This window comes from Lutibacter sp., assembly GCF_040883305.1.
Lineage (GTDB): Bacteria > Bacteroidota > Bacteroidia > Flavobacteriales > Flavobacteriaceae > Lutibacter.
Window position 1 is genome coordinate 1 of the sequence record NZ_JBFLKT010000241.1, and the last position, 5,180, is coordinate 5,180.

The following is a 5,180-nucleotide window of genomic DNA, read 5'->3' on the forward strand; positions in this document are numbered from 1 at the left end:
ATTTTAGGAGTTTCAGTTGCTATATGGTTTGTGGTTATCAAAAAATGGGAAAAAGAAAATACTATTGCTAACAGCAAATAAAAATAATTGCTAATACCAACTCCATACGCCAAGTCTCATAGATTTTTTACATGCCTGCCGATAAGAAGGTTTGGTTTGTATTTACTGAAAGAGTTTCTTATAAATGGTCCAAAATAAATATAAACCGTTAGCAAGAAATAAATATTAGGCTAATTTCTTCTTTTAATTGTATTTGAAGACCTTTTACCGGTATTACTTCTATAATTTTTGTTGTGATAATCTCTAATATTATCACTTCTATAATTTTTTATGCGAACATATCTACTGCGATTTAAATTTATATGTCTGTATTGAGGCGGCAATACATTAACACGCACCCAAACACCGTTATTTAGATATAAATAATTGTTCATTGTTAAGTCAAAGTAGATAGAATACTCTGGAAAATATACATAACGCACCATTTCTACGCGGTTTGGATAAAACCAAGGAGGCGGAGCATTATTTGGTCTTGATGTAAATACAACAGGACCACAACTTGTTACAACTAAAGCAACTGCTATTAGCAATGTGAAAATCTTATTATTTTTCATAATATTTTATTTTTTTATAAAGTAAATAGATGGATTAGATATCGTAAATGATTAACATCAATTTTACCTTATTTTTTTTTTAATTTTTTTAGTTGAAACCTAAGTTTTTTCAAAACGTCCTGTTTTTTCTGTTAGTTTAACTCTATACACAACCCCTTTCATTGCTTCAATGTATTTTTGGTGTGTATCCGACATAGGATTGCTAATAGTTGTTTCACCAGTCATTAAGGGCATTACAACATCCATTAATTTTAACATTCCTTCTTCACGATTTTCGGGTGTTTTTAATTCTTCAAACGTACCCCAAGCAATTACGCTTCGCCAATTACTCATGTTTTCTATAGCATCTATTTCAAAACATACTTTAGGGTTTTTTCGCATCATTTCAATTTTTAAACCTTCTTTTGTATGTCCGTAAATATAGGTGCCATCATACGCATAAGTAATAGGTACTACATACGTTTTATTGTTTGCATGGCAACCCAATCTCCCAATTATTAAACTGTAAAGTAGGTGTTCAATTTGTTTGTTATTTAAGTAGCCTAACATATTTTTAGGGTAAATTAATTACTGCTAATAACAAAGTAAGCTTATTTAAGTTGCTATTGAAATGATCTTCATCAGTTTACAATTCTCAGATTCATAATATCTTTAGAAAACAATTAAATTTTAGAATGAAAAATCATCGTGAAGCAGAATTTCTTGGTGGTAAAAGAAGCCGTTTTAAGGAATTTAGAAGTTTACTTTCTATAGTTTTTGAATTTGTTCACGGTTTTAGAAAATTACATTTTGTAAATCCGTGTATTACTGTTTTTGGTTCTGCCAGATTTGGGGAAGATAATTTGTATTACCAGCAAGCCAGAGAATTTGCTCGATTAATGGCTAAAAAAGGTTTTACAATTATAACTGGTGGTGGTTCTGGTATTATGGAAGCTGCAAATAGAGGTGCTAAAGATGTTGCTGGTAAATCTATTGGTTGCAATATAGAATTGCCAAAGGAACAAGAACCCAACCCGTTTCTCGACTTTAATATAACCTTAAATCATTTTTATGTAAGAAAAGTATTGTTATTAAAATACTCATATGCTTTTGCAGTATTTCCTGGAGGTTTTGGAACCATGGATGAACTTTTTGAAACTCTAACACTATTACAAACCGACAAAATAGCGGATTTCCCAGTTGTTTTATTCGGAAAGGACTATTGGTCTAATTTATTAAAGCAAATTAATAAAATGCAAAAACTTGAAACAATTTCTGAAAAAGATGTACAGCTTTTTTTGGTTACAGATTCTGTTGCTGAAGGAGTAAATTATATTTATAAAGAATTAGAATTTAAATATGGGGCACCTATAAAAATTAAAACTTCCAAAAATAGATGGTGGCTCGGAGAAAAAGCATAACAACCTTTTCTTTCTTTAAAAGAAGATAAATAATTAATATAATGTAATTTCAAAATATGCAAAATGACGATGGTCATCTTTTCTTTTAATTATAATCCTATTTGTATTGTTAAAAATGAACAATTTATTTTATATGAATGACCCCGGTCATTTTAAAAAGAACTTACTCTTTTTAAATTTACACATAGTAAATAATTTAAAAAAATATAATCATGGAACAAAATAATGGAAATATGTTTTTTTCCTTCTTAATTGGTTCAGCAATAGGTGCTGGGTTCGGTATTCTTTTTGCGCCAAATAAAGGAAGTGAAACAAGAGAAAAAATTAAGCAAACAGTTGCTGATACATCACACGATATTTCAGATCGTGTAAAACATGCGAAAGAAGAAATTACAAAAACCGCAAAAGAAAAAAAGGAAGCATTTGATAAAAAATTAGATGATGCCATTTCAAGTTTAAGTTATAAAGCAGAAGATATTATTAATGCTTTAGAAAGTAAGTTAGAAGATATTAAAAAGAAAAACGCAGAATTGCATAAAAAGTAATGTATGGCTTTTGATAAATTTAAGGATACACTTTTAGAAACCGATACTGACATTCGCTCTTATTTAAAAAATAGTGAAGCGTATTTACAATTAAAAGTATTTAAGGTATTAATGAGGTTGGTAACCGCATCTGTTCAGGTATTAATAGTTGGATCTATGTTGTTATTAGCCTTGTTTGTATTGGCATTGGGAGCATCTTATGCCATTGGGCAACTATTAGACAATATTTGGTATGGTTTTGCAATTGTAGGTGTATTTTTTATATTTTTAGCAGTGCTGTTTTACTTACTTCGCAATCGCATAAATAAACCAATAATTAAGTTTTTTTCTACACACTATTTTGATAAATTATGATACCAAAAACATACAATTCTTTTGAAGAAATAGACATGGAGCTTAAAATATTGAAGCTTAAAAGAGCTATAGATTTAGAGCATTTAGCCTTAAATTGTAATAGAGTAAGGTATTATCTCTATCCTAAGAATATTTTAACAGAAGTTAGTAACTACTTAAAAAACAAACTAATAGATTTGTTTTTTGAACGTTATAGTTGGATTTTTTAATAGATATTAGTACCTTAACTAAAAGCTGAGTTTTTTCTAAAGTTTATTAATAGCAGTTGCTAGAATTTGCTAGTACAATTTTATACCCATTTTAGGATTTTTAGACAGAATAAATTCACTATTTTTAATGGATTAAATTCGAACAATCTAAAAATATAAAAGTTACTGTTTAAAAAAGCTATCAATCTTAATTTTCAAAGTTTATTAAAAGGGTTTTTATTTACAATATTATTGCTAATTTTTCCATCAATAATCTATTCTCAAAACGTACCAGAAATAATTGCTAATAAAAAAGTAGCGGAACAAAATTATTTGCCAGATTTTAGTTGTGCTGGGCACCATTTTGGAGAAACAATTATTCCTAATATTACAAAAAAAATTGTTTTAGCTACCGATCATGGTGTTGTTCCGAATGATGGTTTAGACGATTCAAAAGCGCTTAAAAAAAGCCATAAAGGCAGCGAATGCTATTGAAGGAAGTGTAGTATTGCAATTGCCCGCTGGAAAATTGATTTTAAGCGATATTTTTTATTTAGAGAGAAGTGATTTTGTGCTGAGAGGTGCAGGTGTTGTAGCAGGAGGAACCAAAATATTTTGTCCAAGACCTATGCTATATTTTGAAGATCCGGCATCTTTAAAAGAGCTTCGAGAGTATTTAATTCAATTTGACAAACGTCAAAGGGAAAAAGAAAACAACATAGACTTACCATTTTCTCAATATGCCTGGTCTGGAGGAATTATTTGGACACAAGTTCCAGGCGAACGGGTAAAATCTTATTTAGGAAAATATGATGTGCCTCAAACTATTTTTACCAAAATATCTTCTGGGAAAAGAGGAGAGTTTATTTTGGAAGCTTCAGAAAAAGAGAATTTGTTTTTATTTGAAACACCCAATGAAAAAAGTTTAGCTTTAGGCTTCGATTTTCTATTTCCTTTTATAAAAGATAAAAATTCGTGGTCATTTAAAAAAGATGTTATGTATTGGAACGATTGGCCGGTGCGTTCCGCAGCTTTATTATTTGGAGGAGTTGCTTTGCAAAATGAGGATTATCTTAAAACGTGGAAATCATTAAATAGTAACTTCAATAAAATGGAAATAATTAGAAATGTTCCTGTTCGTTTTCCACTTTTATGGGTGAAATAAATTTGAAAACTTTTTTAATAGCACTCAGATTATAATGCGAATTATACACTTATTAAAACAATCCTAACTGAGATGGGTTTTCAGGTAAAGCAGTTGCAATCAAATCACAACTATAAGGAAATTTAAAAGCGTTATAATCTTCACCTTGTAACCAAGGTTTTTCATCTTCCTTTTTTAAAATAACAGGCATTCGTTGTTTGGTGTTGTGGATTTCGCTCATTAATTTATTGGCTTGTGTGGTAATAATGGTATAAGAATTTAGTTTGGTATTATCAAAATTTGTCCACTGTGTGTATAAACCTGCAAAAGCAAATAATTCTTCGTTTGGAAGCGTAATTAAGTATTTTTCTTTTTTAGAACCACTTTTGTTTCTCCATTGCCATTCGTAAAAACCATCAGCTATAATTAAGCACCTATTTTGAACAATATCTTTAAACGATTTTTTTTCATTCAAAGTTTCAATGCGTGCATTTAAAGTGTAATTCCGTATAGATACATTTTTAGACCAACTAGGTATCAATCCCCAATTAAATAATTGAATTTTAGCTGGATCTTCCTTGGTTATTACGGGTGTTTTAGGGTACTCAAATGCGCTACAAAACTCAATAGGTTCGTAATCGTTTAAAGCATCTATTGCAGCATTAAAACGCTCCAGTAATTCCTCTTTTTGTTTCAATATTTTAGTTTGATAACACATATTTAGACTTCTAAGTTATCTAATTTTTTTTTAAGTAAAATATCTATAGAAATATTTACATAATTTGATAGATCAATTATAAAGCTTATTGGAGGCGTTGCTCTGTTTTCTTCATAAGAGCTTATGCGTGAGCGAGATACTTTTAAGTCATCTGCAAATTGCTCTTGGCTTAAACCTTTTTGAACACGAATGTATCTAATATTTTTCCCTAAAAAAA

10 protein-coding genes are annotated in these 5,180 nt (G+C 29.6%); 6 read left to right on the forward strand and 4 right to left on the reverse strand.

What is annotated here, in order from left to right; genetic code table 11:
• Window positions 1-230 precede the first annotated feature (230 nt).
• Together AB1Z17_RS07595 and AB1Z17_RS07600 are read right to left on the reverse strand one after the other, a co-directional pair.
• A complete protein-coding gene (locus AB1Z17_RS07595) occupies window positions 231-614 on the reverse strand; it encodes a hypothetical protein (RefSeq protein ID WP_368051199.1) in 384 nt (127 codons plus the stop codon).
• A gap of 99 nt (window positions 615-713) precedes the next feature.
• Window positions 714-1,163: a pyridoxamine 5'-phosphate oxidase family protein gene (locus AB1Z17_RS07600; RefSeq protein WP_368051200.1), complete on the reverse strand. Its 450-nt coding sequence runs from the start codon at window positions 1,161-1,163 to the stop codon at window positions 714-716.
• Between the two features lie 125 nt (window positions 1,164-1,288).
• Here AB1Z17_RS07600 and AB1Z17_RS07605 point away from each other — a divergent pair, with 125 nt between their 5' ends.
• From AB1Z17_RS07605 to AB1Z17_RS07630, 6 genes are all read left to right on the forward strand, one after another.
• Complete coding sequence (locus AB1Z17_RS07605; protein ID WP_368051201.1) at window positions 1,289-2,014, forward strand: TIGR00730 family Rossman fold protein; 726 nt, start codon at window positions 1,289-1,291, stop codon at window positions 2,012-2,014.
• A 212-nt stretch (window positions 2,015-2,226) separates the two neighbouring features.
• On the forward strand, window positions 2,227-2,559 hold the full coding sequence (locus AB1Z17_RS07610; protein WP_368051202.1) for a YtxH domain-containing protein: 333 nt from the start codon (window positions 2,227-2,229) through the stop codon (window positions 2,557-2,559).
• Between the two features lie 3 nt (window positions 2,560-2,562).
• Window positions 2,563-2,913: a hypothetical protein gene (locus AB1Z17_RS07615; RefSeq protein ID WP_368051203.1), complete on the forward strand. Its 351-nt coding sequence runs from the start codon at window positions 2,563-2,565 to the stop codon at window positions 2,911-2,913.
• Window positions 2,910-3,122, forward strand: coding sequence for a DUF6327 family protein (locus AB1Z17_RS07620; protein ID WP_368051204.1), 213 nt, complete (start codon window positions 2,910-2,912; stop codon window positions 3,120-3,122). Before AB1Z17_RS07615 ends, AB1Z17_RS07620 begins: the two co-directional genes overlap by 4 nt.
• A gap of 231 nt (window positions 3,123-3,353) precedes the next feature.
• Window positions 3,354-3,596 carry a hypothetical protein gene (locus AB1Z17_RS07625; protein ID WP_368051205.1) on the forward strand — a complete coding sequence of 81 codons (243 nt, stop codon included), beginning with the start codon at window positions 3,354-3,356 and terminating at the stop codon, window positions 3,594-3,596.
• Between the two features lie 13 nt (window positions 3,597-3,609).
• Entirely contained in the window at window positions 3,610-4,266 is a 657-nt protein-coding gene (locus tag AB1Z17_RS07630; RefSeq protein ID WP_368051206.1) for a hypothetical protein, read from the forward strand.
• Window positions 4,267-4,318: 52 nt separating this feature from the next.
• Here AB1Z17_RS07630 and AB1Z17_RS07635 read toward each other — a convergent pair whose 3' ends face one another.
• Window positions 4,319-4,963, reverse strand: coding sequence for an SOS response-associated peptidase (locus AB1Z17_RS07635; protein ID WP_368051207.1), 645 nt, complete (start codon window positions 4,961-4,963; stop codon window positions 4,319-4,321).
• Window positions 4,964-4,965: 2 nt separating this feature from the next.
• Window positions 4,966-5,180: helix-turn-helix domain-containing protein (locus AB1Z17_RS07640; RefSeq protein WP_368051209.1), on the reverse strand; the 215-nt coding region annotated here is incomplete at its 5' end.

Excerpts from the sequence above, each read along its gene's own strand:
- AB1Z17_RS07595 (WP_368051199.1), bottom strand. The coding sequence starts at position 614 with ATGAAAAATAATAAGATTTTCACATTGCTAATAGCAGTTGCTTTAGTT.
- AB1Z17_RS07605 (WP_368051201.1), top strand. The coding sequence starts at position 1,289 with ATGAAAAATCATCGTGAAGCAGAATTTCTTGGTGGTAAAAGAAGCCGT.
- AB1Z17_RS07620 (WP_368051204.1), top strand. The coding sequence starts at position 2,910 with ATGATACCAAAAACATACAATTCTTTTGAAGAAATAGACATGGAGCTT.
- AB1Z17_RS07600 (WP_368051200.1), bottom strand. The coding sequence starts at position 1,163 with ATGTTAGGCTACTTAAATAACAAACAAATTGAACACCTACTTTACAGT.
- AB1Z17_RS07610 (WP_368051202.1), top strand. The coding sequence starts at position 2,227 with ATGGAACAAAATAATGGAAATATGTTTTTTTCCTTCTTAATTGGTTCA.
- AB1Z17_RS07635 (WP_368051207.1), bottom strand. The coding sequence starts at position 4,963 with ATGTGTTATCAAACTAAAATATTGAAACAAAAAGAGGAATTACTGGAG.
- AB1Z17_RS07615 (WP_368051203.1), top strand. The coding sequence starts at position 2,563 with ATGGCTTTTGATAAATTTAAGGATACACTTTTAGAAACCGATACTGAC.